This is a genomic window from Nitrospiria bacterium, assembly GCA_035517655.1.
Taxonomy (GTDB): domain Bacteria; phylum Nitrospirota; class Nitrospiria; order JACQBZ01; family JACQBZ01; genus JACQBZ01.
In genome coordinates this window covers 57,107-83,817 of the sequence record DATIYJ010000012.1, presented here as the reverse complement: position 1 = coordinate 83,817, position 26,711 = coordinate 57,107, and the positions used below count along the sequence as shown (strand labels likewise).

The window sequence follows — 26,711 nt, the reverse complement described above, 5'->3', positions numbered from 1 at the left end:
ATGGAGGTCTGCGGCATCCGGCACGGGTACGCGGGATTGGTCGCCGGCGACGCCCTCCCCTTGACCGCGCGCGGCGTGGGCGGAATTCTTGAACGCGGCGGCACGATGCTCGGCAGCGCGCGCTGCCCGGAATTCAAGACGGAGGCGGGGCGGGGCAAGGCCGTCGCGGCTCTCCGGTCTCTCGGAATCGAGGCGGTGGTGGTCATCGGCGGGAACGGCTCCCAGGCCGGGGCCTATGACCTTTCGCGGATGGGCGTGCCGGTCGTGGGCGTCGCCTCCACCATCGATAACGACCTGGCCGGCAGCGAGATGACCATCGGCGTGGACACCGCGCTCAACATCGCCCTGGAAGCGATCGACCGGCTCAAGACGACCGCGTCGTCGCATCAGCGGGCCTTCCTGGTCGAGGTGATGGGACGGGAGTGCGGTTACCTTGCGCTGATGGCCGGCATCGCCGGCGGGGCCGAGGTAATCGCCATCCCCGAAGCCTCCTGCGACCCGGAGATCATCGCGCAGGAACTGAGGGGGGCCTACGATCGGGGAAAATCCCATGCGATCGGCGTGATCGCGGAGGGGGCGGAATACAAGGCGTCCGAGATCGCGGCCTATTTCCATGAGCACCATCGGCGCATCGGCTTCGACCTCCGCGTGACGCTGCTGGGACACGTGCAGCGGGGCGGGGCTCCGGGCGCGTTCGACCGGCTTCTGGCCACGCGACTGGGGGCCGGAGCGGTCGATGCGCTGGTTCGGGGGCAGCCCGGGGTCTTGGTGGGACTGCTCAAAGGACAGGTCTCAACGACGCCGCTGGCCGAGGTGGCCAACGTCAAGAAGCCTCCGGACCTCGGTCTGCTCGAGTTGGCGCGCGTCCTGGCGCGCTAAGATCCGATTGCGAAAAAGCGATGAACGGGGAATGGCCGGATCATGAAGAAACTGGTGCTTGTCCGTCACGGCGAGAGCGTTTGGAATAAGGAAAACCGCTTCACCGGCTGGATCGATGTGGGACTGAGCGAAAAGGGGATCGGCGAGGCTCTCGCCGCCGCTCGGCTCCTGATGCGGGAGCAATACACGTTTGACGTGGCCTACACGTCGGTGCTCAAGCGCGCCATCAAGACGCTCTGGATCGTCCTGGAAGAAATGGACCTCATGTGGATCCCGGTCCATCGCAGCTGGCGCTTGAATGAACGGCACTACGGCGCATTGCAGGGGCTCGACAAGTCCGAAACGACCCGGCTTCACGGCGAGGAGCAGGTCCTGCGATGGCGTCGCGGCTACGACGTCCGTCCGCCGGCGCTCGCCCCGGACGACGAGCGCTTCCCGGGGCGCGATTCCCGTTACGCCGGCCTTCGGCCGGAGGAGCTGCCGTTGACCGAGAGCCTGAAGGACACGGTCGCGCGCTTTCTCCCCTATTGGAACGAGACGATCGCCCCCGCGATCCGGGCCGGCCGGCGGGTTTTGATCGCGGCCCACGGGAACAGTCTGCGGGCCTTGGTCAAGCATCTGGACCGGGTGTCGGACGAGGCGATCGTCGATCTCAACATCCCCACCGGCCTTCCTCTCGTCTATGAGCTCGAGGACGATCTGAAGCCGATTCGAAGTTTCTATCTGGGCGACCCTGAACAAGCGAAGCGGGCGGCCGAGGCGGTGGCGAACCAAGCCAGGAAGAAACCCAACAAGTAACGGGCATCCGGTCGGGAGCACGGTCATGACAAAAACGACGCAGCAGCCTTCTCCGATTCTGTGGTTCGAAGCGATCGGCATCGACGACATCCCGAGGGTCGGCGGCAAGAACGCCTCGTTGGGCGAGATGGTCCGGGAGCTGGCCGCCAAGGGAGTCAAGGTGCCGAACGGTTTCGCCATCACGGCCGAGGCCTATCGCCGTTTTCTTCGGGAAGCGGACCTGGACCGGACCATCCGTGAAACGCTGGAAGGATTGGATACGCGCGACATAGACAATCTTCGCCGGCGGGGGCTTGCGATCCGCCAGGCGATCGTGTCGGCGAGCCTTTCCTCGGACCTGGAACAGGCGATTGCGGACGCCTACGACCGCCTGGGCGATCCAAGCCGCGCCCCGCTCGACGTGGCGGTTCGAAGCAGCGCGACGGCCGAGGATCTTCCGGACGCCAGCTTCGCCGGACAACAGGAGACCTATCTCAACGTACAGGGCCGCCGGGCCCTGTTGGAGTCCTGCAAACGTTGCTTCGCCTCGCTGTTTACCGACCGGGCTATTTCATACCGGACGGACAAGGGTTTCGACCACCTGAAGGTGGCTCTTTCGATCGGCGTGCAGCGGATGGTGCGTTCGGACCTGGCGTCGTCGGGCGTCATGTTTTCGATCGATACGGAAAGCGGCTTCCCGGACGCCGTCCTGATCAACGCCTCCTACGGCCTGGGCGAGAACGTGGTCCAGGGGTCGGTGAACCCCGATGAATATTACGTCTTCAAGCCGACGCTCAAGACCGGCTTCCGGCCGATCCTGCAAAAGATCCTGGGCACCAAGGAGTTCAAGCTGGTCTACGACGTGGGCGGGGGCAAGATGGTGAAGAACGTGCCGGTTCCGCCCGACGATCGCGCCCGCTTCGCGATCACCGACGACGAGATCCTGACGCTGGCCCGCTGGGCCTGCGTGATCGAGGACCACTACAGCGCGAAGAGGGGCCGGCCCACGCCCATGGACATGGAATGGGCCAAGGACGGACGGACCGGCGAGCTCTTCATCGTCCAGGCCCGGCCCGAGACGGTTCAGTCGCAAAAAGACCGGGGGGAGGTCGAGATCTATCATCTGACGCAGCACGGTCGGGTCCTGGTGTCGGGCCGCAGCGTCGGGGAAAAGATCGCCCAGGGCCCGGTCCGGGTCATCAAGAGCGTTCAGCATATCGACCGGTTCAAACCGGGCGAGGTGCTGGTGACCGACAAGACCGATCCGGATTGGGAGCCGATCATGAAAAAGGCGGCGGCCATCGTGACCAATCGCGGCGGCCGGACCTGCCACGCGGCGATCGTCAGCCGCGAGCTCGGCCTCCCGGCCGTGGTGGGGGCCGAGCAGGCGACCGAACGGCTCAAAGACGGCCAGAAGGTGACCGTCTCGTGCGCCGAGGGCGAGACCGGGGTCGTCTACGAGGGCACGCTGCCCTTCGACGTGGAGAAGATCAACCTTAAGACGCTGACCCGCCCCAAGACCCGAGTGATGATGAACCTGGGCAATCCCCAAGAGGCCTTCAGCCTGTCCTTCATCCCCAACGACGGGATCGGCTTGGCCCGCGAGGAATTCATCATCAGCACCTGGATCAAGATTCACCCGCTGGCGCTGGTGAACTATCCGAAGCTCGACGACCCGGCGGTGAAGGCCGAGATCGACCGACTGACGGCGGGGTACGACGACAAAGCGCGGTATTTCGTCGACCGGCTGGCCCAGGGCGTCGGGACGATCGCGGCGGCCTTCTATCCCAAGGACGTCATCGTGCGCCTGAGCGATTTCAAGACAAACGAGTACGCCAACCTGATCGGCGGGCGGCCCTACGAGCCGGCCGAGGAGAACCCGATGCTGGGATTCCGCGGCGCCTCGCGCTACTACAACCCGCGCTACCGCGACGGGTTCGCTCTGGAATGCCGGGCGATGAAACAGGTGCGGGACGGGATGGGCCTGACCAACCTCAAGCTGATGATCCCCTTTTGCCGCACCGTCGAGGAAGCGCGGCTCGTCCAGGCCGAGATGGAAAAGCACGGGCTCCGGCGGGGGCAAAACGGGCTGGAGCTGTACGTGATGTGCGAGATTCCCAGCAACGTGATCCTGGCCGACGCGTTCGCCGAGTTGTTCGACGGCTTCTCGATCGGCTCCAACGACCTCACGCAGCTCGTGCTGGGCGTGGACCGGGACTCCGCGATCGTGGCCCCGCTGTTCGACGAGCGGAACCCGGCGGTGAAATCGATGATCTCGGCCGTGATACGGGCGGCGAAGGCCCGGGGCCGGAAGATCGGCATCTGCGGCCAGGCGCCGAGCGACTATCCGGAGTTCGCCCGCTTCCTGGTCGAGCAGGGCATCGACAGCATCTCGCTCAACCCGGACGCCGTGATGAAGACCACGGTGACGATCGTGGAAACCGAGAAGGCGTCGGGAAAAACGTAAAACGGTTTGCATCGGACGGCCCGGTCGGGTAAACTTCAGGACATGAGACGACGGATTCCGATCCCCGCGAGCTTTCTCCTCCCGCTCGTCCTGATCTTTTGGCCGGGCCCGGCCCGGGCCGAGACGCACGTGTCCGTGACCTTTTCGGTCGGCGGGGTGGTCGTGATCGGCGCCGGCGCCATTTTCTGGAGCTTCTCCTACACCTCGCGGGTCGGCGAACTCCGCCCTTCGCAAGAAACCCCGGACCGCTTGTCGCTGACGACGGATTCGTCGGAAATAAAGCCGCCGCGCGCCGTTCAATTCTTCCCGTCCTTTTTTACGTCCGTCCTTCCCCCGTCGGTCCCGCGGCCCGTCTCCGACGGCGGGGCGCCGGCGGCCGGCTATGTTCCCGTTCCGACGGGTCCTCGCGCGCCGTCGGTCCTCGAACTGCCGTTGTGGGTCTGGCGTTGGTAATGTCCCGCGCGCGCCGGGTCCGCCGCATTCTCCCGCCGAGGCGGGATTCTTCAATATCTCTTGACGCCGTCGTGTGAATATGTTAATTATGATCCACCCTTTTCGACGGGGAACGCCGCCGCCGCGCGGTATTCAATCGGGCCTCCATGACGCTGAAGAGCAGAATCGAAGAAGGTTTGACGTTTGATGATGTCGTTCTGATCCCGGCCAAATCGTCCGTCCTGCCCCGGTTCGTCGAGACGCGCACCCACCTCACCCGCCGCATCCGGATCAACATCCCGATCGTCAGCGCCGCCATGGACACCGTCACCGACGCGCGCATGGCGATCGCCGTCGCGCAGGAGGGCGGGGTCGGGATCATCCACCGCGCGATGTCCGCGAAGGAGCAGCTGGTCGAGGTGGACAAGGTGAAGAAGTCCGAGAGCGGGATGATCGTCGATCCGATCACGATCTCGCCCGACAAGACCATCCGCGAGGCGCTCCAGCTGATGGCCCGCTACCGGATCTCGGGCATTCCCGTGACGCGGGGGGCCAAGCTCGTCGGAATCGTGACCAATCGCGATCTTCGCTTCGAGACGCGCATGAACCTGAAACTCTCCGAAGTGATGACGCACAAGCATCTCATCACCGCGCCCGAGGGGACCGGCCTCGAAGAGGCCAAGGCGATCCTGCAGAAGAACCGCATCGAGAAGCTGCTGGTGGTGAACAAGGACTTCGAGCTGAAGGGCCTGATCACGATCAAGGACATCGAGAAAAAAATCAAATACCCGAACGCGTGCAAGGACGGCGGCGGCCGCCTGCGCGTGGGCGCGGCGGTCGGCGTCGGGGAGGACGCGATGGAGCGGGTCGATCATCTGTCGAGGGCCGGCGTCGACCTCATCGTGGTGGATACGGCGCACGGCCATTCGCTCAGCGTCCTGGAGACGGTTTCAAAAATCAAAAAGGACCATCCGGACCTGGAGCTGGTGGGCGGCAACGTGGCGACGGCCGAAGCCACCCGGGACCTGATCAAGGCCGGCGTCGACGGCGTGAAGGTCGGGGTCGGACCGGGCTCCATCTGCACGACCCGGATCGTCGCCGGGGCCGGCGTGCCGCAGCTGACGGCCGTCTTCCATTGCGCCGAGGCCGCGGCCAAGTCCGGCGTTCCGATCATCGCGGACGGCGGGATCAAATACTCGGGCGACATCAGCAAGGCCATCGCGGCGGGGGCGGATTGCGTCATGATCGGGAGCATCTTCGCCGGGACGGAGGAGAGCCCCGGCGAAACGGTCTTGTTCCAGGGCCGGAGCTACAAGGTCTATCGGGGCATGGGCTCCCTCGGGGCGATGGTGAAGGGGGGACGGGACCGGTACTTCCAGGAACACGAAACCGAATCCAAGCTCGTTCCCGAGGGAATCGAGGGGCGCGTTCCCTACAAAGGGTCCCTGGCCAGCGTCGTCTATCAGCTCGTCGGCGGCCTCAAGGCCGGCATGGGCTATTGCGGCTGCCGGACGATCAAGGAGCTTCAGAAGAAGGCCCGCTTCGTCAAACTGACGCAGGCCGGCCTTCGCGAGAGCCACGTGCACGACGTCATCATCACGAAAGAGGCGCCCAATTACCGTGTCGAACGCGACTGATCCCGCTTGGGCCGGAACCCGTTGAGGTAAGCATGTGCGCCGCCGATCGACAGGCCGACCCGATCCACGCCGAAAAGATCCTCGTCCTGGATTTCGGTTCCCAGTACACGCAGCTGATCGCCCGTCGGATCCGGGAGAGCCGGGTCTACTCCGAAATCCATCCCTGCGACACTCCGATCGCGTTCATCCGGGACTTCCGGCCCAAGGGGATCATCCTGTCCGGCAGCCCGGCCAGCGTCTACGACAACAAACCGCCGTTCTGCCCGCCCGAAATTCTGAACCTGGGCGTCCCGATCCTGGGCATCTGCTACGGGATGCAGTGGATCACGCACCGGTTGGACGGGAAGGTCTCGAAGTCGGCGCGGCGGGAATACGGCCGGGCCGAGCTGACGATCGACGACGCGACGGATCTGTTCCACGACCTCGGCCCGGAGGCGGGCGGACGGGGCGCGCCGTCCAGGCCGACGGTCTGGATGAGCCACGGCGACCGGATCGATGAAATGCCCCCGGGCTTTGACATCCTGGCGCACACGGCCAACTCCCCGGTCGCGGCGATGCGGAACGAGAAGCGGCGGATTTACGCGATCCAGTTTCATCCCGAGGTCGCCCATACGCCCCAGGGGCTCGCGATCCTGAAAAATTTTCTGTACCGGATCTGCGGGTGCGGGCCGACCTGGACGATGAAGGCCTTTCTGGAGCGGGCCGTCGGGCGGATTCGGGAACGCGTGGGAGGCGCCGATGTCCTCTGCGCGTTGAGCGGCGGGGTCGACTCGGCCGTCGCGGCGATCCTGACCCATCGGGCCGTCGGGAATCAGCTGACCTGCGTGTTCGTGGACAACGGGCTGCTCCGGAACAACGAGGCCGAGCGGGTGGCCGAGACGTTTCGAAAAACGTTCAAGCTGAACCTCCGCTACGTGGACGCCTCCGCGCGTTTTCTGAAAAAATTGAAGGGGGTCACCGACCCGGAGCGCAAGCGCCGGATCATCGGCCGCCAGTTCATCCAGGTGTTCGAGGAGCAGGCGAAAGGCCTGGGGCGGCCGGAGTTCCTGGTCCAGGGCACGCTGTACCCGGACGTGATCGAGAGCGTTTCGTTCAAGGGCCCGTCCGCGACGATCAAGACGCATCACAACGTCGGCGGCCTGCCGGCGCGGATGCGCTTCAAGCTGGTGGAGCCGCTGCGTGAATTGTTCAAGGACGAGGTGCGGCGCCTGGGCGAGGAAATGGGCCTGTCGGAGGAGATCCTCTGGCGGCATCCCTTCCCGGGGCCGGGCCTGGCGGTCCGGATCATCGGGGAGGTGACGCGAAAGCGCCTGGAGCTGTTGCGCGAGGCGGAGGAGATCGTCGAGCAGGAGATCCGCGCGGCCGGCCTCTACCGGCAGATCTGGCAGGCCTTCGCCGTCCTGCTTCCGATCAAGACCGTCGGCGTGATGGGGGACGAGCGCACCTACGAGCCCGTCGTGGCGATCCGGGCGGTTCACAGCCAGGACGGGATGACGGCCGACTGGGTCCGGCTGCCGCACGAGGTGCTGGAGCGGATCTCGACCCGGATCGTGAACGAGGTCCGCGGAATCAACCGGGTGGTCTACGACGTATCGTCCAAGCCGCCCAGCACCATTGAATGGGAATAACGATGCTCGAACGCCTGCAAAAAATCATTTCGAGGGCGGGGGTCGCCTCCCGTCGGAAGGCCGAGACCCTGATGCTCGATGGCTCCGTGACGGTCAACGGGCGCGTGGTCCGCGAACTGGGCCGCAAGGCCGACCCGGAGCGGGACCATATCAAGGTGTCGGGAAAACTCATCAACCCCAAACAGACCCGAATGTATCTCATGCTGAACAAACCCCGCGGGGTGGTCACGACGCTGTCCGATCCGATGGGCCGCATGACGGTCAAGGCGCTGCTCAAGGGCGTGCGCGTGCGCGTCTACCCCGTCGGGAGGCTCGATTACGACAGCGAGGGCCTGCTGCTTCTGACCAACGACGGCGAGCTGGTCCAGAAGCTGCTTCATCCGAGTTTCGAGGTTCCCAAAACCTACGAGGTCAAGGTCAAGGGGGTCCTGACGGACGACGAGATCCGGGCGATGTCCCGCGGCGTGGAATTGTCGGACGGCCGGACCCTGCCCTGCCGGATTCGAAAAATGAAAAAAACGGAGAAGAACTCCTGGCTGGAAATCACGATCCATGAAGGGCGCAACCGCCAGGTCCGCCGCATGCTGGAGGCGGTCGATCATCCGGTCTTGAAACTGAAACGGACCCGGCTTGCAATGCTGGAGCTCGGCGGCCTGCCGATCGGGCGCTATCGCTATCTCGCGGCCGAGGAGATCCGGGCCCTCAAGGCCCTTTCCGCGAGGTCCAAGGCCTCCCCGGCGGCGCCCAGGATCCGAAAGGCCGTGGGTGAATAGAAGCTCGGCGAGCCACTATAAAAAAAGGATGCGAGATTGAAGCGGACACACGATTGCGGAAGGCTGAGAAAAGGCGATATCGGCCAAACGGCCGTCCTGATGGGATGGGTCCAGTCCCGGCGGGATCACGGCGGGCTGATCTTCATCGATCTTCGGGACCGGGAAGGGATCACGCAGGTGGTGTTTAACCCGGCGCTCTCCCCCGACACGCACAAGCAGGCCAAGGAGCTCCGCAGCGAGGACGTCGTCGGCGTCCGGGGACGGGTGGAGGCCCGCCCGGCCGGAACCGTCAACGCGCAGCTGCCCACGGGTGAAATCGAACTGGTCGCGGACGAGCTGGACATTCTCAACGCGGCCAAGACGCCGCCGTTTCCGATCGAGGACAACGTCCTGGTCTCGGAAAACCTGCGCTTGAAGTACCGGTATCTGGACCTGCGCCGCCCCCGCATGCAAGCCAATCTGAAGCGGCGGCACCACATCCTCCGGGTCGTCCGGAATTTCCTGGACGGGCACGGTTTCATCGAGGTGGAGACGCCGCATCTGACGAAGAGCACGCCCGAAGGCGCCCGCGACTACCTGGTCCCCAGCCGCGTGAACCCCGGCCAATTTTACGCGCTGCCCCAGTCGCCGCAGTTGTTCAAGCAGATTTTAATGGTGGCCGGCATGGAACGCTACTACCAGATCGCCCGCTGCTTTCGGGACGAGGATCTTCGGGCGGACCGTCAGCCGGAATTCACCCAGATCGATCTCGAGCTTTCGTTCGTGGATCCGGAGGAGATCCGTTCGCTGATGGAGGCGATGCTGACCGAGGTCTTCCAGACGATCCAGGGGATCCGTCTGCCGACGCCTTTTCCGCGGCTGTCCTATGCCGAGGCGATGGACCGCTACGGCAGCGACAAACCGGACCTTAGGTACGGACTCGAGGTGCACGACGTCTCCGCGCGGGTGGCGGGCTCCTCCTTTCAGGTTTTCCAGGAAACCCTGAACCGCAAGGGCGTCGTCCGGGCGATGGTGGTGGAAGGCCGAGCCACGCTGTCGCGGAAGGAACTGGATGAATTGACGGAAGCCGCCAAGGCGCTGGGGGCGAAGGGGCTCGCCTGGGTCAAGGTATCGGCCGAGGGCTTCGATTCCCCCATCGTGAAATTTCTGGGCGAGCCGCTCCTCCGCGCGCTGGCGGGCGCCCTCCCGGCGAAACCGGGCGATCTGCTCCTGTTCGTGGCGGATCAGCTCAAAACGGCCCGGGAGGTGATGGGAGGGCTCCGAACAAAGCTGGCGGAACGGTTCGAAAAGATCCCGGCGGATCAGTTCCGTTTCGTCTGGATCACGGATTTTCCGCTGCTGGAATTCGACGAAGCCGAGCAACGGTACGTCGCCATGCACCATCCGTTCACGTCTCCGTTGGACGAGGATCTGCCGCTTTTGGAAACGGAGCCGCAGCGCGCCCGCGCCAAGGCGTACGACCTGGTCCTGAACGGCTCCGAAATCGGCGGCGGGAGCATCCGGATCCATCGCCGGGATGTTCAGTCCCGGCTGTTCAAGCTGCTCGGCATCGACCCGGCGTCGGCGCAGGAAAAATTCGGCTTCTTGCTGGAGGCCCTGGAATACGGGGCCCCGCCCCACGGGGGGATCGCGTTCGGCTTGGATCGCCTGGCGATGATCCTGTCCGGCGCCGAATCGATCCGCGACGTCATCGCGTTTCCGAAGACCCAGAAGGCGATCTGTCTTCTCAGCGACGCGCCGTCGCATGTGACGGAACAGCAGCTCAAGGAACTGCACATCAAACTGGACGTCGTCGAGTGACGAGGTCCCAGGTTCGTTCATTCGATCTTGAAAGGAGGTGAGGAACGGATGGCCCAAAAGGTAGCGAAGGCGGGAGTAAAGCGGGAAAAGGGATGGCTTTACTATCTTGATAAGCAGGGCGATGTTTCACGGACGAAGATGGCTCGGGGAGGGGGCAAGCACAATCCCGGGAAACCCCAGAAGATCGCCAAAGCGGGTGTCAAGAGAGAGGAAGGTTATCTCTATTTCATTGACAAGCAGGGCGATATCTCCAGGGCGAAGATGGCTCGGAGGGGTAAGCGGAGGTAAACGTTCTTCGGCACGCGGGGGCGGCTTTTCCGGATTTTCCGGAAAAGCCGCCTTTTTTTCTGTAGGGGCGCTTCGCGAACCGCTCCTAAAGAATAGAATGTGTCACGACACCAGGGCGACCACCGTATGATAGCCGCTGGCTCCGGCCGGATAGGCCTGCTCGAGTTGGGCGGGCTGCACCCGTTCCCGCTTGTCCCACGCGCGAACCGTCAGTGTGTAGGCCCCCGGCGCGGGGATTTTCCAACGGTAGGTCCAGAGGACCCAGCTGTACGGCGACAAGGGCGGGTCCAGGTCGGCCGGGTTCCAGGTCCGGCCGCCGTCGGTGCTGAGCTCGACCCGGCCGATTCCGTAATATCCTCCGAAGGCCAGGCCGCGAACGGCGTGCTCGCGTTCCTGAATCTCCTGGTAGTGCCCGGGGTCGTCGATCCGGGAGACGATCCGGATCTCGCCCTTGTCGGTCCAGCCCCGTTGCTGCCAGTATCCCTTGTAATTATAATCCACCACCTCGATCTCGGTGATCCACTTGACGTTCTTGATCCCGTACAGTCCGGGGACGACGGCGCGGAGCGGATAACCGTGGGCCCGGGGCAGCGCTTCCCCGTTCATCGTGTACGCCAGCAGGACGTCGTCGCCCGCGGCCCGCTCGATGGGAATGCTGTCGCTGTACCCGTCGGCCGCGCGGAAGACGACGTCCCGGGCGGAGGGATCGGGTTCGACCTCCTGCAACAGGGTTTTGAGCGGGATGCCCCGCCAGACGGCGTTGCCGATCGTGTCGCCGCCGGGGAGGGTGTCGATGCAGATCAGGGTCGCGGCCATCTCGACCGAGGGCCGGCCGTAGAAATCGGCGAAGGTCAAGCGGGCCGGGGATTTGACCGAGCCCCCGATGTACAGGGACCAGGCGCGCAGGTCGATCTCGGGGAAGGCGTCGTAGCTGACGATATAGAATTTGTCGTTGGGCGTTATCAGGACGGTGTCGCGCGGGGGGACGGAAAAAAGACGCTTCCAGAAAAACGTCCCGGCGGCGGCCGGTTTGGGCCAGCCCGAGCCCAGCGCGGCCAGGCCCGCGGTCCGGAGAAACATGCGTCGATTGAACTTGATCATTGTGGCACTCGATTATAGGGGCTCACGTCGCCCCCTCCGTCAGCCGAGCCGATGGAGCCTCCCCTCCCTGCCTGCCGGCCGGCAGGTCGCTCGCCTTGCCCGCCGGAATCCATTATACTGATCGTCATGTCGGCGCGCAACACCCCTTCAATTCGTCCTTCCGGCCCCGGATTCTTGATCAACCTGTGGCATGCCGTCGGCCTGCTGTTCTGGGTCGTCCTCTTGCGGGTCTTGAATCGCGTCCGGGTCCGAAATCCGGAACATATTCCGGAACGGGGCGAGCACGGCGTCCTAATCTGCAGCAACCATCTTTCGGCGCTTGATCCCTTCGTGATCGCCGCGACGGCCATGCCCTTTTTCTCCCCGGTCTGGTGGCGGGCGCCCGCAAAGGAGGAGCTCTTCCGGCGGCCGCTGGTCCGGGCGATCATCGGAGCCTGGGGCGGCTTTCCGGTCCGCCGCGGAAAAAGGGATTTCACGGCGATCGAGGCGATGGCCCGGCTGCTTCCGACGGGCGTGATCGTCATCTTCCCGGAGGGAAAGCGCTCGACGGACGGCCGCCTTCAGCCGGGCAAGGCCGGCGTCGGGAAAATCATCCACGACGCGAAGCCGGCCAAGGTCGTTCCCGTCCTGATCGAGGGGAGCGACCGGCTCCTGCCCAAGGGCTGCATCCTGCCCCGTTTGTTTCAGACGGTCACGATCGCCTACGGTCCCCCGATCGATTTTTCATCCTTCGCGTCCGTCCAGAATTCGGTCGAAGCGTCGCGACGGATCGTGGACGCCGTGATGGAAGCGATCGCGCGGCTTGGGAAGGACCCGCCGGGGGCTCCATTAGCGCCTTGACATGGCGATCGATCTGACGTATAGTAAAAATCACCTTTAAATCGGACCCGGTGAGGTTCGAAAGGGATGGACGATGGAACCTGTTTACTCGACAGCCGAACCTTCCTTGCGCCGATACGGGCACGGGGAAGGTTTTTTTGTGCCTCTTTATGTGTCTTGATGTTAAAGCCCGGTGAAAAAATTGTTCTGGATGCCCTGGGAATGAACCGGGCGATGAGCCGTGTGGCCCATGAAGTGATCGAACGGAACCGGGGCCTGACCGACCTGACCCTGGTCGGGATCCGGACCGGCGGCGTTCATCTGGCCCACCGCCTGGCCGCCCGGCTCAAGGAGATCGAGGGGGCCGTCCTGCCGGTCGGCGCCCTGGACATCACGCTCTACCGGGACGATCTGAACAAAATGCGCGAGCAGCCCGCCGTCCGGAAGACCGAGATCGGGTTCGACTTCACGGACAAAATCGTGATCCTGGTGGACGACGTCCTGTTCACCGGCCGGACGATAAGGGCCGCGATGGACCAGTTGATCGATTTCGGCCGGCCGCGGGAGATCCAGCTGGCCGTCCTGATCGACCGCGGCCATCGCGAGCTGCCGATCCGCGCCAATTACGTCGGAAAGAGTTTTCCGACTTCCCCGGAGGAAAAGGTAAAGGTTTTGTTGAAGGAGGAAGGCGAAGACGACCGGGTGATTATCGAAAATGCCGCTTAAGAGCAAAGATCTGATCAGCATCAAGGACCTGGACCGGGACGATCTCCGGCTGATCCTGGACACGGCCGAGTCCTTCAAAGAGGTCGGCGCGCGGGAGATCAAAAAGGTCCCGACGCTTCGCGGGAAGACCGTCGTGAACCTGTTCTTCGAGCCCAGCACGCGGACGCGGACCTCCTTCGAGCTGGCGGCCAAGCGCCTCTCGGCCGATGTCGTGAACATTTCCGCGTCCGGCAGCAGCGTGGCCAAGGGCGAATCGCTCCTGGACACGGCCCGGAACATCCAGGCGATGCAGTCCGATCTGATCATCGTCCGTCATCCCTGCGCCGGCGCGCCGGTCCTGCTGGCCCGGAACGTGAGCAGCGCCATCATCAACGCCGGGGACGGGGCGCACGAGCATCCCACGCAGGCGTTGCTGGACCTGTTCACCATCCGCGAGCGGAAGAAAAGGCTGGAAGGCCTCACGGTCGCGATCGTCGGCGACGTGCTTCACAGCCGGGTCGCTCGGTCGGCGATCGCGGCGCTGAAGATGGTCGGTTCGACGATCCGCCTTGTCGGGCCGCCGACGATGATCCCCCGCGAGGTCGCGCACTGGGGCGTGGAGGTGTTCTATCAGTACGAGGAGGCCCTGAAGGGCGCGGACGTGATCATGATCCTGAGGCTGCAGCTGGAACGCCAGGGGCGGGGGCTCTTTCCGACGCTCCGGGAATACGCGAACCTCTACGGTCTGACCGCCCGCCGCCTGGCGATGGCCAAGGACGACGTGCTGGTGATGCATCCGGGGCCGATCAACCGGGGCGTCGAGATCAGTCCCGACGTCGCGGACGGCCTCTCGTCCGCGATCCTGGCCCAGGCCACCAACGGCGTGGCGGTCCGGATGGCCGTTCTCTACCTTTTATCGGGAGTCGCGAAACATGAACCTGTTGATCCGTAACGGCCGGCTCCTCGATCCGGCCCATCGCCGGGACGAGGTGACCGACGTCCTGATCGAGAACGGAAAGGTCGCCCGCATCGGCCGGACGCTGAAGGCCGAGGGCCCGAAGTCCGACATCCAGGTCATCGACGGAACGGACCGATGGGTCGTGCCCGGGCTCGTGGACGTCCATGTCCATCTGCGGGAGCCCGGTTTTGAATATAAAGAAACCATCAAAACCGGAACCGAGGCGGCCGCGGCCGGCGGTTTCACGTCCGTCTGCTGCATGCCCAACACCCAACCGGTCAACGACAATCAGGCGGTGACGCGCCTGATCCGCGAGAAGGCCCGGCAGGAAGGCCGGGTCCACGTCTTCCCGATCGGAGCGGTCACCAAGGACTCGAAGGGGGAGGAGCTGGCCGAGATCGGGGAGCTGGCCGAGGCCGGCTGCGTCGCGATCACCGACGACGGAAAACCGGTGATGAACAGCGGGGTGATGCGGCGGGCGATGGAGTATGCCCTGGCCTTCGACCTGCCGGTGATCGACCATTGCGAGGACGAGCACCTGATGGACGGCGGCGTGATGAACGAAGGGGTCGTCTCGATGGAGCTGGGGCTCCGGGGCATCCCGGCCGCCGCCGAGGAAGTGATGGTGGCGCGAAACCTGATCCTGGCCGAGCTGACCGGGGCAAGGCTTCATCTCGCGCATGTCAGCACCGCGGGATCGGTCCGGCTGATCCGCGAAGCGAAGAGCCGCGGCGCGCGGGTCACGGCCGAGACCTGTCCGCATTATTTCAGCCTAACGGAGGAGGCGGTGCGGGGCTACAACACCGACGCCAAGATGAACCCCCCGCTCCGGACGGTCCAGGACCGAGACGCGATCCGCCAGGGCCTGAAGGACGGGACGCTGGACGTCATCGCGACGGACCACGCGCCGCACACGGAGGACGAGAAGAACCGCGAGTTCGACCTGGCGCCCTTCGGCATCGTCGGGCTGGAGACGGCGCTGCCGCTGACCCTCCGGCTGGTGGAGGAGGGCGTGCTTTCTCTGGACGAGGCCGTGGCGAAGCTGACGGTCCATCCCGCACGGGTGATGCGTCTGAACAAGGGCCACCTCGGCATCGGGGCGGACGCGGACCTCTGCCTGATCGAGCCGGAGGCGGCGTGGACGGTGGAGCCCGCCCGCTTCCATTCCAAAAGCCGCAACACGCCTTTCGCGGGCTGGCGGATGAAGGGGCTCGTCGCGATGACGATCGTGGAGGGCCGTGTGGTCTATTCCACGGAGGAGATACGGGCCGTATGAAAATCCTGAATACATTTTTTGTCTGGCTGGAGCTGGCGGGGCTGGCCTTCTGGGTCGGGGGCATGATGACCCTGGGAGCGCTGGTGGCGCCGGCCGTCTTCGGCCACGTCAAGCCGATCGAGTCGGCCGGCGAGACGATGAGCCTGATCTTCCGGAATTTCAACGCCGGGATGGTCTACGTCTGCATCGTCCTGGTGGCGGCCGGTTTCCTGGGCAAATGGTTTCTCTCCGGGCCGAGAAGCCTGCGGCTCCGGATCGAGGCCGTCCTGGTCGCGGTGCTGGTCCTCTCCGGCCTTTATATCGGGGCGGTTCTGGGGCCGAGCATGGAGACGCTCCGCCAAACCATGCTGACCGACCGCTCGAACGGAACGGCCGTCGCGGAGTTCGACCGCCGGCACCGGCAGTCCGTGACCTTGTTTTCGGTCAACATTTTTCTCGGCCTGGCCGTTCTATGGATGAACGCCCGGCCCTCGAACGGCGCGGGCCGGAAGGAGTCCTGATGGAAGCGCCCGGACATCATGCGCCGCGCCGGAGGGCGGTCCTGGCCCTGGCCGACGGGAGCGTGTTCAAGGGATACGGCTTCGGCGCCGAGGGCGAGGGCCTCGGCGAGGTGGTCTTCAACACCTCGATGACGGGGTATCAGGAGATCCTGAGCGATCCGTCCTACCGGGGCCAGATGGTCACGATGACCTATCCGCTCATCGGCAACACCGGCGTCAACGACGAGGACGTCGAGTCGGCCCGGCCCTTCCTCTCCGGCTTCATCGTCCGGGAATACACCGACGATCCGAGCAACTGGCGCGCGACCGGACCGCTCGACGACTACCTCCGGCGTCACGGGATCCCCGGGATAGAGGGGATCGACACGCGCGCGCTGACCCGGCATGTCCGGGACGCCGGCGCGCAGACGGGGATCATCTCGACCGTCGATCTGGACGAGAAACGGCTGGTGAAGCGCGCGGCCGAGTCGCCCGGACTGATCGGGCGCGACCTGGTCCGGGAAGTCAGTTGCGAAAAGGCCTACGACTGGACGGAAGGAAGCCCCGGATCTCAAATCTCAAATCTCAAACCCTTCAACGCGGTGGTTTACGATTTCGGCGTAAAGCGGAACATCCTCCGTCGCCTGATCGACTCGGGATGCCGGGTCACGGTCGTTCCGGCCGGGACGAAGGCGTCCGAAGTCCTGTCCCTGAACCCGGACGGTGTCGTCCTGTCGAACGGTCCGGGCGATCCGGAAGGCGTCCCCTACGCGGTCGAGGCCGTCCGGTCGTTGATCGGGCAAAAACCGATCCTCGGAATCTGTCTGGGACACCAGATCCTCGGTCTCGCGATGAACGGCAAGACCTACAAACTGAAATTCGGCCATCACGGCGGCAATCAGCCGGTCCTGGACCGGGCGACGGGTAGGGTCGAGATCACGGCCCAGAACCACGGCTTCGCCGTGGACGTGGACTCGATCGGCGCCGAGATGGAGCTGACCCATATCAACCTCAACGACCGCACCGTCGAGGGGATGCGCCACCGGACGCTTCCGATCTTCTCGGTCCAGTACCATCCGGAAGCCTCCCCGGGGCCGCACGACGCGCGGTATCTGTTCAACCGATTTGTGGAGATGATGAAAAATGGATAAGAAAAATTTTGCAGGGGCGTACGGCCGTACGCCCCTGCGCTTCCTTGGGTTCGCATCTTTATCGATAATGTTATCCGGCTGCTTCTTCAACGTCCAGCTTCTGCCTCAGCTCGAGCCGCTCCAGGAAAAACAACTGTCCGGCTCGGGAAGCGACAAGGTCGTCGTGATGGACCTGACCGGCGTGATTTCGGAGGAGGAGAGGGGCAGCTCGTTTTCGCCCGAGCCGAACCTGGTGGCCCAGATCAAGGAGGAGCTGAAGAAGGCCGCGGCCGACTCGGCGGTGAAGGCGGTGGTGCTCCGGATCAACAGCCCCGGCGGGACGGTGACGGCCTCGGACATCCTTCACCATGAGATCGAGGTTTTCAAGAAACAGACCGGCAAGAAGGTGGTCGTCAGCATCATGGACCTCGGCGCCTCGGGCGGCTACTACGTCGCGGTCGCGGCCGACAAGATCATCGTCCATCCCACCACCGTGACGGGCAGCATCGGCGTGATCATGCTGACGCTGGACGTTCACGGGCTGCTTGAGAAGATCGGGGTGAGCGGAACGGCCATCAAGTCGGGCGATAAAAAGGACATGGGCTCGCCCTTCCGTCCGATGACGGAGGACGAGCGGCGGCTGTTCCAGGGCATCATCAACCAGATGTACGACCGCTTCGTCTCGGTCGTCGCGGCCGGGCGCAAGAACCTGACGGAGGAGCAGGTCCGGAAGGCGGCGGACGGACGGGTCTACACCGCGAAACAGGCGCTCGACCTGGGGCTGGTGGACGGGATCGGCTATCTCGACGACGCGATCGCGCTGGCCCGGACCGAGTCCGGACTGCGCGAGGCCCGCGTCATGACCTATCTGCGTCCGGGCAATTACAAGGACAATATTTACTCCCGGATGCCGTCCGGCGGTCCGCAGACGGTCAACCTGGTCAACCTGGACCTGCGTTCCTTCGTCCAGTCCGGAACGCCGCGCTTCATGTACCTGTGGTCGCCGGAATAGGCCGCCCCGCGCCGGATCGATTTCAAAGGGATTCATGCCCAAACGCACCGACATAAAGAAAATCCTCCTCATCGGCTCTGGGCCGATCGTGATCGGACAGGCCTGCGAGTTCGATTATTCCGGCACGCAGGCCTGCAAGGCGCTCAAGGAGGAGGGCTACCATGTCGTCCTGGTCAATTCCAACCCGGCCACGATCATGACCGATCCGGAGCTGGCGGACCGGACCTACATCGAGCCGATCATCCCCGAGATCGTCGAGAAGATCATCGAGCAGGAGCGGCCGGACGCCCTTTTGCCGACGATGGGCGGCCAAACCGCCCTCAACATGGCGATGGCGCTTTACGAGAACGGCGCGCTGGAACGGTTCGGGGTCGAGCTGATCGGGGCGCGCTATGAGTCCATCCTGAAGGCCGAGAACCGGATGGCTTTTCGAACGGCCATGCTGTCCATCGGTCTCAAGGTTCCGATGAGCGGCTATGCGAAGGCCAGGGAAGACGCCATGCTCATCGTGGAGCGGATCGGTTTTCCGGCGATCATCCGTCCCTCCTTCACCCTGGGCGGGACGGGCGGGAACGTCGCCTACAATAAGGAGGAGTTCGTCGAGCACGTCGACTGGGGCTTAAACGCCAGTCCAAAGAATGAAGTCCTGATCGAGCAGTCCGTCATCGGCTGGAAGGAATACGAGCTCGAGGTGATGCGGGACCGGAAGGACAACGTCGTGATCGTCTGCCCGATTGAGAATTTCGACCCGATGGGGATCCATACCGGCGACAGCATCACGGTGGCGCCGGCCCAGACGCTGACCGACAAGGAGTACCAGGTCATGCGGGACGCCTCGCTCGCCATCATGCGCGAGATCGGCGTGGACACGGGCGGGTCGAACATCCAGTTCGCCGTCAACCCGGCGGACGGCGCCATGGTCGTGATCGAGATGAACCCGCGGGTCTCCCGCAGCTCGGCGCTGGCCTCGAAGGCGACCGGCTTCCCGATCGCCAAGATCGCGGCGAAGCTTTCGGTGGGCTACACGCTGGACGAGATCCCGAACGACATCACGAAAGTCACTCAGGCCTGCTTCGAGCCGACGATCGACTACGCGGTGGTCAAGTTTCCGCGCTTCGCCTTCGAAAAATTTCCTCAGGCCGACGCGACGCTGACGACGCAGATGAAATCGGTGGGGGAGGCGATGGCGATCGGACGGACCTTCAAGGAGGCCCTGCAGAAGGCGATCCGCTCGCTTGAGATCGACAGCTTCGGCCTGGAGCAGCACCTCCACCGCCTGAAGCCGAGGGGGGACGACGGCGGCAACGACAAGGACCGGGTCCGGATAAAGCTCAAGACGCCCGGATGGGACCGCCTCTGGATGATCGCCGACGGTCTCCGGCTGGGCCTGTCCGTCGACGAGATTTACCAGGCGACCCGTATCGACCCCTGGTTCCTGCACCAGGTCCGGGACCTCGTGGAGATGGAGGAGACGATCACGCAGGAGCTGGCCGTGGCGCACATCCATCACGACCTCCCGCCGCCGAACACGGCGCACCTGATCCGGAGCGCGAAACAGGCGGGCTTCTCGGACGCGCACCTCGCATCCCTGATCGGCGTGGAGGAGGACGAGTTCCGGCAGATCCGGAAGGATTTCGGCGTCGCGCCCGTCTACCACCGGGTCGACACCTGCGGCGCCGAGTTCGCGGCGCGCACCCCGTATCTGTATTCGACCTACGAATCCGAATGCGAGTCGGAACCGACGAAGCGCAAGAAGGTCATGATCCTGGGCGGGGGACCGAACCGGATCGGGCAGGGGATCGAGTTCGACTACTGCTGCGTCCACGGCGCGCTGGCCGCCAAGGAGGCCGGGTTCGAGACGATCATGGTCAACTGCAACCCGGAGACCGTCAGCACCGATTACGACATCTCCGACCGGCTCTATTTCGAGCCGCTGACCCGGGAAGATGTGCTGAACATCGTCGACAAGGAGCAGCCGGACGGCGTCGTGGTCCAGTTCGGGGGCCAGACGCCGCTGAAGCTCGCGGTGCCGCTGGAAGCCGCCGGCGTCCGCATCCTGGGAACGTCGCCGGACTCGATCGACCTGGCCGAGGACCGGGAGCGCTTCCGGGCCTTCCTGGAGCGGCTGGGGCTCCGGCAGCCCCAAAGCGCGACGGCCCGCTCGCCCGACGAGGCGAAGAAGATCGCGCACGGGATCGGGTATCCCGTGATGGTCAGGCCCTCCTACGTCCTCGGCGGGCGCGCGATGGAGACCGTCTACGACGAGAACAGCCTTCAGGACTACATCACGTCGGCCGTGAAGGCCTCGCCCCGGCATCCGGTGCTGATCGACAAGTATCTGGAGGACGCAAGCGAGGTGGACGTGGACGCGATCGCGGACGGCGCGGACGTTTTCATCGGCGGGATCATGGAGCATATCGAGGAGGCCGGCGTCCATTCCGGCGACTCGGCCTGCTCGCTCCCGCCCTATTCGCTGGACGCCAAAATCATTCAGGAGATCCGGGAGCAGACCCGGACCCTGTCGCGCGAGCTTCGCGTCATCGGACTGATGAACGTCCAGTTCGCCGTCAAGGACGGCACGGTGTACGTCCTCGAGGTCAACCCGAGGGCGTCCCGGACCGTGCCCTTCGTCAGCAAGGCGATCGGGATCCCGCTGGCCAAGGCGGCGATGAAGGTGATGTGCGGTGCGACGCTCAAGGAACAGGGCTTGACTCGGGAGCCCCCGATTCCTTATATTGCGGTGAAGGAAGCCGTCTTTCCGTTCAGCAAGTTTCCGGGCGTCGACACCATCCTGGGCCCGGAGATGAAATCCACCGGCGAGGTGATGGGGATCGATTCCGACTTCGGCTCGGCCTTTGCCAAGTCGCAGGCCGCGGCGGGGTCGACGCTTCCCCTGTCGGGCCGGGTCTTCATCAGCGTCAAGGACAAGGACAAGGCGGCCGTCGTGCCGGTGGCCCGGCGGCTGGCCGGTTTCGGCTTCACGGTCGTCGCCACGGACGGAACGGCCCGCTGCCTGGAGGAGAACGGGATCGTCTCCGAGCGGGTGAACAAGGTGGCGCAGGGCCGGCCGCACATCGTGGACCGCCTCAAGAACAAGGAGATCGCCTGGATGATCAACACCGTCGGCGACAAGGCCTCGCAGGCCGATTCCTACTCGATCCGGCGCACGGCCCTGAACTATTCCGTGCCCTACTTCACCACGATCGCCGAGGCGAAGGCCGCCGTCCGAGGAATCGAGGCGGTCCTCAAACAGAAATTCCGGATACGGCCGCTGCAGGCGTATCATCAAGAAATCCATTCCAAGTGAGGAAGACCCATGCGCGTTCCCATCACCAAAAAAGGCTTTGAGCAGCTCCGGGACGAGCTGGACCGGCTGAGAAAAACGGAGCGGCCGAAGGTGATCCAGGCCATCGCCGAGGCGCGCGCGCACGGCGACCTGAGTGAGAACGCCGAATACCACGCCGCCAAGGAGCGGCAGTCCTTCGTCGAGGGCCGGATCAAGGAGCTCGAAACGAAGATGGCCAACGCCGAGATCATCGAGACCGGCCGGCTGACGGCCGACAAGGTGGTCTTCGGGGCCACGGTGACCCTTCTGGAAGCCGACGGCAAGACGAAGAAGAAATACATGCTCGTGGGGGAGGACGAGTCCGACCTCAAGAACGGGAAGATCTCGGTCACATCCCCGGTCGGGAAGGCGCTTATCGGACACAAGGTCGGGGACGAGGTGACGATCACGACGCCGGCCCGGACCGTCACCTACGAAATCCTGGACATCGCGATCGCGTAGGGGCGAGGCATGCCTCGCCCCTACAACATGAAACTGTCATCATGAATAAATCCCTCCAAAAAACGCTCGCGCGGGAGTTCCATCCGACCTACGACGTGACCCGGTCCTACGAATGGAATTACCGCCGCGGGCCCTTCTTCCGCGGGCCCTATCCGCCGGCCCGGAGTGCGCCGCCGAACATTCCCTTTCTTGGATTTAAACTGCGCTCGCGTCTGGGCGTCGCGGCCGGACCCCTGCTCAATTCGCGATGGATACGGGTTTACGCGAAGCTCGGCTTCGACCTCCTGTCCTACAAGACGGTCCGGACCCGCTTCCGGCCGAGCAACCCGAAGCCGAACTGCGTCCTGGTCGAGACCCGCGGACAGCTGACGGACGACCGCCTGGGCGAGACGCTCCGCGCGATGACCCATCCGCCGGCCGGCCTCCGGGACATCAGCATCACGAACTCCTTCGGCGTGCCGTCGCGCAATCCGTCCGTCTGGCAGGAGGACGTGGAACGGTCGAAGCGCTATCTCGATCGCGGACAGGTTCTCATCGTCAGCACGATGGGCAGCTCGGAAACCCATCCGGACGCGCCTTCCTTCATCCGGGACTTCGCGCGCTCGGCCGCGCTCGCGCGCGAGGCCGGCGCGGACATCGTCGAGCTGGACCTGTCCTGCCCCAACAGCCACGCCGCCGAGGGGATGGTCTACATGGACCCCGGCCTTTCCGGCGCGATCTCGAAGGCCGCGAAGGCCCTGCTGGGGGAGGTTCCCCTTTTCATCAAGCTCGGAAATTTCTGGAAGCGGGACGCCTTCGAGGCGGTGATCCGGGCCAACGCCTCTCACGTCGAGGGGATCGTCGGGATCAACACGGTGAAGATGACCGTTCTGGACGCGGACGGGAAGCCGGCCGTCCCGGGCCGTCCAGAGAGCGGGGTCTGCGGCGCGGGGATCAAACAGAGCGGGCTCCAGTTCGCCCGCTGGCTTTGCGAGACGCGAAAGAAGAACCGCTACGACTTCGTCGCGGTCGGCGTGGGCGGGATCATGAAGCCGGAGGACGTCGATGAATATCTCGACGCCGGCGTCGACGCGGTGGAGGCCGCCACGGCCGCGATGTGGGATCCCTATCTGGCGCACCGGTATTATTTAACCCGTCACGGCGCGCCATGATCATCACCCTCCTCACCGATTTCGGCGACCGCGACGCGCTCGTCGCCCAGATGAAGGGCGTCATCCTGAGTCTTCAGCCCCGGGCCGCGATCGTCGATATCACGCACGAGATCCCGCCCTTCGGGATCCGCGAGGCCGCCTTCGTCCTCCGTTCCGCCGCCCGTTTCTTTCCGGAGGGGACGATCCACGTCGTCGTGGTGGACCCGGGCGTCGGCGGGCCGCGCCGTCCGCTCCTCGTCGTCAACCGGCGCGGCCTCTTCCTCGCGCCGGACAACGGCGTCTTAAGCTACATCTATCACGATCATCCGGCCTCCCGGATCTACCGGCTTGAGGCCGAAAAATACCGGCTCAAAGCCTACAGCGCCACCTTCGACGGGCGCGATCTCTTCGCCCCCGTCGCCTCGCGCTTGTCCGGGGGCCTTTCGCCTTCCAAGCTTGGGAAGAAGATCGCGGACCCCGTGAGCTTTCCCGTGCCGGAGGTCCGCCGGCGCAGCGGCGGAAGTCTCAAAGGAGCGGTGATCCATGTCGACCGCTTCGGAAACCTGATCACGAACATCACGCGCAAGGACCTCGCCCCCTGGCTCTCGGACGGAAAGACGGCGATGGTCACGATCGGGGGGAAAACGATCGACGGGCTCAAGCTGTTCTATTCCGAGGCTGCGCCCGGCGAGCTCGCGGCCGTGGTCAACAGCGACGAGCTGCTCGAGATCTTCTGCAACCAAAAGGACGCACGGTCTTTGCTCAACGCCGCGCCGGACGAGCCGGTCGTCGTGTCGTAGGGGCCGCTTCTTTAAGAAGTGGGGGCCCGTGCGGACGAAACAGGATCGGGTCCTCCGATGCCCCCACACCCCGCGCTCGGGCCGGCTGAGCCTGCCCATCGCTTGCCGCCCTTGCGCTTTCCAAGCGTTTTTAGTATGCTTGGGCCGTCCCGCCGAAGGTAGTCGCGGAATCATTCACCCAACGGAGTCGAATTCAAGATGAAACGGAAAACAAAAGGAGCGGCCAATCGCAAGCCGCGGAGAGATCAGGGACTTCATTTTCTCGGGTTGTTGAAAGAGAACGTGCACGACACCTATAAAATACGGGGGAAGCTGCCGGAGCCGACCGTCTGCCCCCAATGCGGCGCGGTCTATCACAAGGGGAAATGGACCTGGGCGCCCCGTCCGGCGCGCGCGCATGAAACGCTCTGTCCGGCCTGCCGCCGGGTCCAGGACAAATATCCGGCCGGGATACTACGGCTGAGCGGCCCCTCCCTCCGGAGACGCCGAAACGAGCTGTTGAGCGTGATCCATAACCAGGAGGCGGAGGCGAAGAGGAAGCATCCGCTCTGCCGCGTGATGGGGATCGCGGAATCGGGCGATGCGATCGTGGTGAGGACGACCGACAGCCATCTCCCGCGGCGGATCGGCGAGGCGCTCTGGCACGCCTACCACGGCGAGCTCAAGCTCCACTACGGCGACGACCCGCGGCTGGTCCGGATGACCTGGAAGGGCTGAGGCTGCCGGAAGGAAATCATCCGATATTTTTCTTGCCGGGTTCGTTTGATTTTTTGTATACTGGCTCCGCTGTCCTACCAAAATATTTCCGAAATTTTTATTCCATCGTTATACCCGTACGTCCACGCCAGGCCGCGTTGGGGGAAAGTGGAAAATTCGAAGCTTCTCCGCGCCGCCAAAAGGAGCACTATATTCGATTTGCATCATTATATATCTAGCGGCCGGGGGGTTCAGGGGCGAACCTATTCGTTCTTTTAACCCCCACGAAAAAGCGCCCGGCGGATTTCTAAAGGTCAAGGTTCGGGTCGGACCTAGAAATTGCATTGAGAAATATAATCGTTCATTGAAAAAGAATTCGATTTTTGCCCTTAGAAGGCTCTTTTCAGGTCTGAAAAGAGTGGTTTAAGAAATTCTTGATCTCCCCTCCGCCCTCGCGCGCGATCGAGCGCGCGGACTTCGAGCATCAATTCATGGATCCGTCGATTGTGAGTTTGAAAAGTGAACCCCACTGAATTTGTAAAGGGGCCAAGTCTTGACTTCATATATTTTATGAGCTAAGTTGTGCCATGGCCCGTCCGCTTCGCATCCTCTATCCCGGCGCCTGGTATCACGTGATGAATCGCGGCGCGGGATACCGTCTCATCTTCCGAAAGCCGGCCCATTCCAAGATGTTCCTTTCGCTTCTGGGCGAGCTTTATGAAACCTTAAATGTATGAAATCAAGACTAAACCCCCTTAATACAACCATAAAGAAAGCGACAACGACCATGAAGAAGAGTAAGGGCGGCTCGATGGAAGGAAAAGGGGGAGATTCTCCCTCTCGGCTGATCGATGCGAGAATCAAGGAGCTGAGCGATTGGCGGGGCGAGACGCTCGCTCGGGTCCGAATGCTCATCAAGCAGGCCGACCCCGAAGCGGTCGAGGAGTGGAAGTGGAGAGGGGTTCCGGTGTGGTCGCGCGCCGGAATGATCTGCACCGGCGAGTCGTACAAGTCGATCGTGAAGTTGACCTTCGCCAAGGGCGCATCACTGGAGGACCCTTCAGGCCTCTTCAACTCCGGCCTCGAAGGCAACACCCGGCGCGCGATTGACATCCATGAGGGGGAGGAGATCGACGCAGGCGCGTTCAAGGCGCTTATTCGCGCCGCCGTGGCACTGAACACGTCCTCACGGTTTGGGAAAAGGGGGAGCAAGGAATGATGCCGGAAGCGGAGAAGAAGGCAAAATGGATTAATGAGATATCCCGGCTCCCCTCCGTCGTCGCGCGCGGGCGGGGGAAGTGAAGCCGAATTCATCGGCGCAAAAGTCAAGCCCGACCCGGATTTAGCAAAAGAAAGGTCGAATGATGCTATCCAATCTCAGGAAGCTCAGAGCCCCAAGCCCTTTGCATCGAGGCGCCGTGCTGTTGTCAATGCGCGGAGGGATGCTCCCGATTAGCCGGGTCGGCCTTGCGACGGCCTTGATCGTGATGACGGCCGCCTTGGGTCCGTCGGTTCACGCCGCGGGCGGAGGTCCGGTGAAGTTTAAGCGTGTTCCGACGCAGTTCATCGCGGCATTGGGCGATCCGGGCGCCAGCTCCGGGAGCGGCGCGCAGTTGTGGGGTCTCTGGCCTCTGGATCCGGGTCCTCGGGGAGTTCGCTTGAGCCGCTTTGAGCAGCTGGAGGAAGCGGGTGGAGTCGCCCCGGCACGCTGGAAGTTCGACCGGGCCGACTGGTGGCTGGAGGAACACGGCTTGATCATGGAGCAGCCGGAATTTCCACTCCCTCCCGGCCAATACCGGGTCACGGGTAATCGCGAGGTCACGGCGGTGCTGACCGTTCATCCGCCCGACAAGGACGGCAACGCGCGCTGGGAGCTCGACGACCACGCCACGCTCCATGACGTGACGCACCTGGGGTGCCGTTCCGCGCGCTATACGCCGGCGGCCGGCGATGGATCGTGTTCTCCGTCCAGGGCGCAGCAGGCGGCGTTTCCGGTTCCTCCGGGGGGGCCGATGCCTCCCGTCGCGGGCTGTAAAAAGCAAGACTATGCGGTGCTCATCGTGACCGCCGTGGCCGTGGAAGACGAAAGCCGCTAATAACGTGCTGTAAAGGGCTTAAGTTTGCTCTTGGATCATCT

At 64.0% G+C, this 26,711-nt stretch carries 25 protein-coding genes; 24 read left to right on the top strand and 1 reads right to left on the bottom strand.

Translation table 11 applies throughout. From position 1 onward, the window contains the following. From VLY20_02705 to VLY20_02665, 9 genes are all read left to right on the top strand, one after another. On the top strand, nt 1-879 hold the full coding sequence (locus VLY20_02705) for an ATP-dependent 6-phosphofructokinase (GenBank protein ID HUK55547.1): 879 nt from the start codon (nt 1-3) through the stop codon (nt 877-879). 42 nt (nt 880-921) lie between these two features. Then, on the top strand, nt 922-1,677 hold the full coding sequence (gene gpmA, locus VLY20_02700) for a 2,3-diphosphoglycerate-dependent phosphoglycerate mutase (GenBank protein HUK55546.1): 756 nt from the start codon (nt 922-924) through the stop codon (nt 1,675-1,677). Between the two features lie 25 nt (nt 1,678-1,702). Beyond that, complete coding sequence (ppsA, locus tag VLY20_02695; protein HUK55545.1) at nt 1,703-4,123, top strand: phosphoenolpyruvate synthase; 2,421 nt, start codon at nt 1,703-1,705, stop codon at nt 4,121-4,123. A 42-nt stretch (nt 4,124-4,165) separates the two neighbouring features. Further along, a complete protein-coding gene (locus VLY20_02690; GenBank protein ID HUK55544.1) occupies nt 4,166-4,576 on the top strand; it encodes a hypothetical protein in 411 nt (136 codons plus the stop codon). A 146-nt stretch (nt 4,577-4,722) separates the two neighbouring features. Continuing rightward, nucleotides 4,723-6,192, top strand: coding sequence for an IMP dehydrogenase (gene guaB, locus VLY20_02685; GenBank protein HUK55543.1), 1,470 nt, complete (start codon nt 4,723-4,725; stop codon nt 6,190-6,192). Nucleotides 6,193-6,224: 32 nt separating this feature from the next. Next, nucleotides 6,225-7,820: a glutamine-hydrolyzing GMP synthase gene (gene guaA / locus VLY20_02680; protein HUK55542.1), complete on the top strand. Its 1,596-nt coding sequence runs from the start codon at nt 6,225-6,227 to the stop codon at nt 7,818-7,820. Nucleotides 7,821-7,822: 2 nt separating this feature from the next. Next, on the top strand, nt 7,823-8,593 hold the full coding sequence (locus VLY20_02675) for a pseudouridine synthase (protein HUK55541.1): 771 nt from the start codon (nt 7,823-7,825) through the stop codon (nt 8,591-8,593). A gap of 36 nt (nt 8,594-8,629) precedes the next feature. Then, nucleotides 8,630-10,393, top strand: a complete 1,764-nt coding sequence (aspS, locus tag VLY20_02670) for an aspartate--tRNA ligase (GenBank protein HUK55540.1) — start codon at nt 8,630-8,632, stop codon at nt 10,391-10,393. A 48-nt stretch (nt 10,394-10,441) separates the two neighbouring features. Then, nucleotides 10,442-10,681, top strand: a complete 240-nt coding sequence (locus VLY20_02665; protein HUK55539.1) for a hypothetical protein — start codon at nt 10,442-10,444, stop codon at nt 10,679-10,681. A 102-nt stretch (nt 10,682-10,783) separates the two neighbouring features. Here VLY20_02665 and VLY20_02660 read toward each other — a convergent pair whose 3' ends face one another. After that, nucleotides 10,784-11,782: a molybdopterin-dependent oxidoreductase gene (locus VLY20_02660; protein ID HUK55538.1), complete on the bottom strand. Its 999-nt coding sequence runs from the start codon at nt 11,780-11,782 to the stop codon at nt 10,784-10,786. Nucleotides 11,783-11,956: 174 nt separating this feature from the next. Here VLY20_02660 and VLY20_02655 point away from each other — a divergent pair, with 174 nt between their 5' ends. The 15 genes from VLY20_02655 (at nt 11,957) to VLY20_02585 (ending at nt 26,670) form a co-directional block, all read left to right on the top strand. Beyond that, complete coding sequence (locus VLY20_02655) at nt 11,957-12,622, top strand: lysophospholipid acyltransferase family protein (protein ID HUK55537.1); 666 nt, start codon at nt 11,957-11,959, stop codon at nt 12,620-12,622. Nucleotides 12,623-12,781: 159 nt separating this feature from the next. Further along, a complete protein-coding gene (pyrR, locus tag VLY20_02650) occupies nt 12,782-13,327 on the top strand; it encodes a bifunctional pyr operon transcriptional regulator/uracil phosphoribosyltransferase PyrR (GenBank protein HUK55536.1) in 546 nt (181 codons plus the stop codon). Continuing rightward, nucleotides 13,317-14,258 carry an aspartate carbamoyltransferase catalytic subunit gene (locus tag VLY20_02645; GenBank protein HUK55535.1) on the top strand — a complete coding sequence of 314 codons (942 nt, stop codon included), beginning with the start codon at nt 13,317-13,319 and terminating at the stop codon, nt 14,256-14,258. The genes pyrR and VLY20_02645 overlap by 11 nt, the downstream gene beginning before the upstream one ends. Beyond that, the gene (locus tag VLY20_02640; GenBank protein ID HUK55534.1) at nt 14,239-15,540 is read left to right on the top strand and encodes a dihydroorotase; all 1,302 of its coding nucleotides are present in this window, start codon (nt 14,239-14,241) and stop codon (nt 15,538-15,540) included. The genes VLY20_02645 and VLY20_02640 overlap by 20 nt, the downstream gene beginning before the upstream one ends. Continuing rightward, nucleotides 15,537-16,040, top strand: a complete 504-nt coding sequence (locus tag VLY20_02635; GenBank protein ID HUK55533.1) for a DUF4149 domain-containing protein — start codon at nt 15,537-15,539, stop codon at nt 16,038-16,040. Before VLY20_02640 ends, VLY20_02635 begins: the two co-directional genes overlap by 4 nt. Next, the gene (gene carA / locus VLY20_02630; protein ID HUK55532.1) at nt 16,040-17,170 is read left to right on the top strand and encodes a glutamine-hydrolyzing carbamoyl-phosphate synthase small subunit; all 1,131 of its coding nucleotides are present in this window, start codon (nt 16,040-16,042) and stop codon (nt 17,168-17,170) included. The genes VLY20_02635 and carA overlap by 1 nt, the downstream gene beginning before the upstream one ends. Further along, entirely contained in the window at nt 17,163-18,161 is a 999-nt protein-coding gene (gene sppA / locus VLY20_02625) for a signal peptide peptidase SppA (protein HUK55531.1), read from the top strand. Before carA ends, sppA begins: the two co-directional genes overlap by 8 nt. A 34-nt stretch (nt 18,162-18,195) precedes the next feature. After that, nucleotides 18,196-21,468: a carbamoyl-phosphate synthase large subunit gene (gene carB, locus VLY20_02620; GenBank protein HUK55530.1), complete on the top strand. Its 3,273-nt coding sequence runs from the start codon at nt 18,196-18,198 to the stop codon at nt 21,466-21,468. Between the two features lie 9 nt (nt 21,469-21,477). Next, nucleotides 21,478-21,948: a transcription elongation factor GreA gene (gene greA / locus VLY20_02615; protein ID HUK55529.1), complete on the top strand. Its 471-nt coding sequence runs from the start codon at nt 21,478-21,480 to the stop codon at nt 21,946-21,948. A 41-nt stretch (nt 21,949-21,989) separates the two neighbouring features. After that, nucleotides 21,990-23,099: a dihydroorotate dehydrogenase gene (locus VLY20_02610; GenBank protein ID HUK55528.1), complete on the top strand. Its 1,110-nt coding sequence runs from the start codon at nt 21,990-21,992 to the stop codon at nt 23,097-23,099. After that, nucleotides 23,096-23,878: an SAM-dependent chlorinase/fluorinase gene (locus tag VLY20_02605; GenBank protein HUK55527.1), complete on the top strand. Its 783-nt coding sequence runs from the start codon at nt 23,096-23,098 to the stop codon at nt 23,876-23,878. Before VLY20_02610 ends, VLY20_02605 begins: the two co-directional genes overlap by 4 nt. Before the next feature lie 198 nt (nt 23,879-24,076). Beyond that, nucleotides 24,077-24,595 carry a BCAM0308 family protein gene (locus VLY20_02600; protein HUK55526.1) on the top strand — a complete coding sequence of 173 codons (519 nt, stop codon included), beginning with the start codon at nt 24,077-24,079 and terminating at the stop codon, nt 24,593-24,595. 566 nt (nt 24,596-25,161) lie between these two features. Then, nucleotides 25,162-25,311: a hypothetical protein gene (locus tag VLY20_02595; GenBank protein HUK55525.1), complete on the top strand. Its 150-nt coding sequence runs from the start codon at nt 25,162-25,164 to the stop codon at nt 25,309-25,311. A 29-nt stretch (nt 25,312-25,340) separates the two neighbouring features. Beyond that, complete coding sequence (locus VLY20_02590) at nt 25,341-25,793, top strand: DUF1801 domain-containing protein (protein HUK55524.1); 453 nt, start codon at nt 25,341-25,343, stop codon at nt 25,791-25,793. Nucleotides 25,794-26,016: 223 nt separating this feature from the next. After that, entirely contained in the window at nt 26,017-26,670 is a 654-nt protein-coding gene (locus tag VLY20_02585) for a hypothetical protein (protein ID HUK55523.1), read from the top strand. The last annotated feature ends 41 nt before the right edge of the window (nt 26,671-26,711 follow it).

Excerpts from the sequence above, each read along its gene's own strand:
- VLY20_02690 (HUK55544.1), top strand. The coding sequence starts at position 4,166 with ATGAGACGACGGATTCCGATCCCCGCGAGCTTTCTCCTCCCGCTCGTC.
- VLY20_02605 (HUK55527.1), top strand. The coding sequence starts at position 23,096 with ATGATCATCACCCTCCTCACCGATTTCGGCGACCGCGACGCGCTCGTC.
- carB (HUK55530.1), top strand. The coding sequence starts at position 18,196 with ATGCCCAAACGCACCGACATAAAGAAAATCCTCCTCATCGGCTCTGGG.
- VLY20_02640 (HUK55534.1), top strand. The coding sequence starts at position 14,239 with ATGAACCTGTTGATCCGTAACGGCCGGCTCCTCGATCCGGCCCATCGC.
- VLY20_02610 (HUK55528.1), top strand. The coding sequence starts at position 21,990 with ATGAATAAATCCCTCCAAAAAACGCTCGCGCGGGAGTTCCATCCGACC.
- carA (HUK55532.1), top strand. The coding sequence starts at position 16,040 with ATGGAAGCGCCCGGACATCATGCGCCGCGCCGGAGGGCGGTCCTGGCC.
- ppsA (HUK55545.1), top strand. The coding sequence starts at position 1,703 with ATGACAAAAACGACGCAGCAGCCTTCTCCGATTCTGTGGTTCGAAGCG.
- VLY20_02645 (HUK55535.1), top strand. The coding sequence starts at position 13,317 with ATGCCGCTTAAGAGCAAAGATCTGATCAGCATCAAGGACCTGGACCGG.
- guaB (HUK55543.1), top strand. The coding sequence starts at position 4,723 with ATGACGCTGAAGAGCAGAATCGAAGAAGGTTTGACGTTTGATGATGTC.
- VLY20_02585 (HUK55523.1), top strand. The coding sequence starts at position 26,017 with ATGCTCCCGATTAGCCGGGTCGGCCTTGCGACGGCCTTGATCGTGATG.
- VLY20_02675 (HUK55541.1), top strand. The coding sequence starts at position 7,823 with ATGCTCGAACGCCTGCAAAAAATCATTTCGAGGGCGGGGGTCGCCTCC.
- guaA (HUK55542.1), top strand. The coding sequence starts at position 6,225 with ATGTGCGCCGCCGATCGACAGGCCGACCCGATCCACGCCGAAAAGATC.
- greA (HUK55529.1), top strand. The coding sequence starts at position 21,478 with ATGCGCGTTCCCATCACCAAAAAAGGCTTTGAGCAGCTCCGGGACGAG.
- sppA (HUK55531.1), top strand. The coding sequence starts at position 17,163 with ATGGATAAGAAAAATTTTGCAGGGGCGTACGGCCGTACGCCCCTGCGC.
- VLY20_02635 (HUK55533.1), top strand. The coding sequence starts at position 15,537 with ATGAAAATCCTGAATACATTTTTTGTCTGGCTGGAGCTGGCGGGGCTG.
- VLY20_02600 (HUK55526.1), top strand. The coding sequence starts at position 24,077 with ATGAAACGGAAAACAAAAGGAGCGGCCAATCGCAAGCCGCGGAGAGAT.
- VLY20_02660 (HUK55538.1), bottom strand. The coding sequence starts at position 11,782 with ATGATCAAGTTCAATCGACGCATGTTTCTCCGGACCGCGGGCCTGGCC.
- VLY20_02595 (HUK55525.1), top strand. The coding sequence starts at position 25,162 with ATGGCCCGTCCGCTTCGCATCCTCTATCCCGGCGCCTGGTATCACGTG.
- gpmA (HUK55546.1), top strand. The coding sequence starts at position 922 with ATGAAGAAACTGGTGCTTGTCCGTCACGGCGAGAGCGTTTGGAATAAG.
- VLY20_02705 (HUK55547.1), top strand. The coding sequence starts at position 1 with ATGGAGGTCTGCGGCATCCGGCACGGGTACGCGGGATTGGTCGCCGGC.
- VLY20_02665 (HUK55539.1), top strand. The coding sequence starts at position 10,442 with ATGGCCCAAAAGGTAGCGAAGGCGGGAGTAAAGCGGGAAAAGGGATGG.
- pyrR (HUK55536.1), top strand. The coding sequence starts at position 12,782 with ATGTTAAAGCCCGGTGAAAAAATTGTTCTGGATGCCCTGGGAATGAAC.